3 protein-coding genes and 1 pseudogene are annotated in these 1,827 nt (G+C 67.4%); all 4 read right to left on the bottom strand.

Annotated features, from left to right (window positions below):
• Positions 1 to 293, bottom strand: a 293-nt coding sequence (locus tag ACWKZU_RS18235; RefSeq protein WP_449283758.1) for a recombinase RecT, incomplete at its 3' end; no start/stop codon positions are given.
• Complete coding sequence (locus tag ACWKZU_RS18230; RefSeq protein WP_449283757.1) at positions 290 to 1,348, bottom strand: YqaJ viral recombinase family protein; 1,059 nt, start codon at positions 1,346 to 1,348, stop codon at positions 290 to 292. The genes ACWKZU_RS18230 and ACWKZU_RS18235, both read right to left, overlap by 4 nt.
• Positions 1,345 to 1,647 (bottom strand): hypothetical protein, encoded by a 303-nt coding sequence (locus ACWKZU_RS18225; RefSeq protein WP_449283759.1) that lies wholly within the window; start codon positions 1,645 to 1,647, stop codon positions 1,345 to 1,347. Before ACWKZU_RS18225 ends, ACWKZU_RS18230 begins: the two co-directional genes overlap by 4 nt.
• Positions 1,648 to 1,671: 24 nt before the next feature.
• A pseudogene (locus ACWKZU_RS18220) lies at positions 1,672 to 1,827 on the bottom strand (pentapeptide repeat-containing protein); the annotation flags it as partial.

Genomic DNA, 1,827 nt, shown 5'->3' with positions numbered 1-1,827 from the left:
TCGTAGTCACCCGAGCGCTCCGCCACGAGACGAGCACCGTCGATCGACACCTGCACGCCCCACTTGTTCCCGCGCTTGATGCAGTAGATCTGCCGCGCAACCGGATCGAGCTGCGTCCGCGCGCACTGCGCGAGGAACACCTCGATCGTTCCCCGATCCGCGACCTCGACCTTGTTGTTGCGTTCGACGGCGAGCCCGAGCGTCATCGCGAGCGCGCGCTCACGATCCGTCCACTGGCTCGAATCCGACGTCGCCGGCAGCGCGCCCGCGCGCTCCATCACCTCAGCGCTCATGCCTTCTTCTCCTTCACCGCGGTCACCGTCAACTTCGGCTTCCCGACCGCACGAACCTTCTTCGTGTGCGACACAGCCAGCGCATCCCACGCCGCCTGCAGCTTCTCCACCCGGGCCTTCGCCCGTTTCAGCTGCTCCGTCTCCTTCGGATACGCAGCCGCAGCCGCCTCCAGGTCGACCACCTCATCCACGAACACCGCGCCCGGCGTATAGGTGACCTTCGCCCGATCAGACGCCTGCGACACATAGCGCCCACCCTCCGCGAGCACCGCGGTAAGCGCCGACCACGCGGCCTCCTTCCGAGACTTCCCAGCGCTCTCGGCAGCCCGCCCAGCCAGCACGTCAGCAGCGAGCTCATCGAGCGCAGGGTCGACCTTCGGAGCGCCCTCCTCGCGCTGACGATCCACCTCGGCGAGAAACTCGTCGGCGACCTCGACGAGACGCGCGATCAGCTCGTCGTCCCGATCGATCCAGTACCGATGCTCCGGCCCCGGCGAGAACGACCCATCCGGCTCAGTGATCCGCTCCTCGACAACGAACCGCACGCGGCGGGCGCCGAGCACGAACATCTGCCACTGAGCCTGAAACTCGTACCCCTTCTCGGCGTACTTCTCCGAGCCGGGCGGCAGGTCGTAGCCCGCCGTCTTGATCTCCAGCAGCTCGAGCAGCTCGTCGAAGTCCACTCCGAGCCCATCCGGCGATGCCAGATAGCGCGAGTTCTCCGGATGATGGAACACCCGAGCCTCCGGAGCGAACCCCTCCGAGCGCTCAAGCCGGGCAGCGATCACCGGCTCCCGCTCCTTACCCCAGTCGGTGTACCGGTTCCCCGAGAACGTATCCTCGGCACGCTCGAGCTTCTCGTCGATCAGCTGCTGCGGCTCCTTGTACGCCTTGCGGCCGATCTTCCGCATGTACAGATCGCGAACCTCCGTAGCGGTGATTCCGCCACGGCGCTCGGCCAGCCACGCGGGGCGATCGGTATCCGGGGCACCCGCGCAGGCTTCCAGATCCACGAGCACCTGGGACTGATACGCTTCCGCCACCTGCGCGCTCATGCGCTCTTCTCCTTCGCTGCCTTCTCGGCCTGCCACTGCTCGAAGCCGGCCTTGTACTGGTCGATCAGATCCGCCGGCAGCGCAGCGATGAACTGATCTGCGAGCGCCCGGTATGCCTGCAGCAAGGGGCGTCGACGATCCCGCTCGTCACCCCGCGCCTCCGGCCAGGGCACCTCGTCGGCGAGGAGCTGGTCGAACTCCTCGAGGGTCTTGCCCCTCCAGCAGCCGATCGAGATCCGCCATCCCTCATGCGTCGGGAACATTGCCCCGTCGCCGCTCTTGCCCGCGTTGATGGGCATGATGTGCGCGTGGATTGCACCGCGGAGGTCTGCACCGCGGAGGTCTGCACCGCGGAGGTATGCACCGCGGAGGTCTGCACCGCCGAGGTCTGCACCGCCGAGGTCTGCACCGCGGAGGTATGCACCGCGGAGGTATGCACCGCCGAGGTCTGCACCGCCGAGGTCTGCACCGCCGAGGTC

This window comes from Leucobacter sp. (assembly GCF_053528595.1).
This window is presented reverse-complemented; position numbering and strand designations above follow the sequence as displayed.

Bases quoted from the DNA above. Each gene is read 5' to 3' on its own strand.
- ACWKZU_RS18230 (WP_449283757.1), bottom strand. From the start codon at position 1,348: ATGAGCGCGCAGGTGGCGGAAGCGTATCAGTCCCAGGTGCTCGTGGAT.
- ACWKZU_RS18225 (WP_449283759.1), bottom strand. From the start codon at position 1,647: ATGCCCATCAACGCGGGCAAGAGCGGCGACGGGGCAATGTTCCCGACG.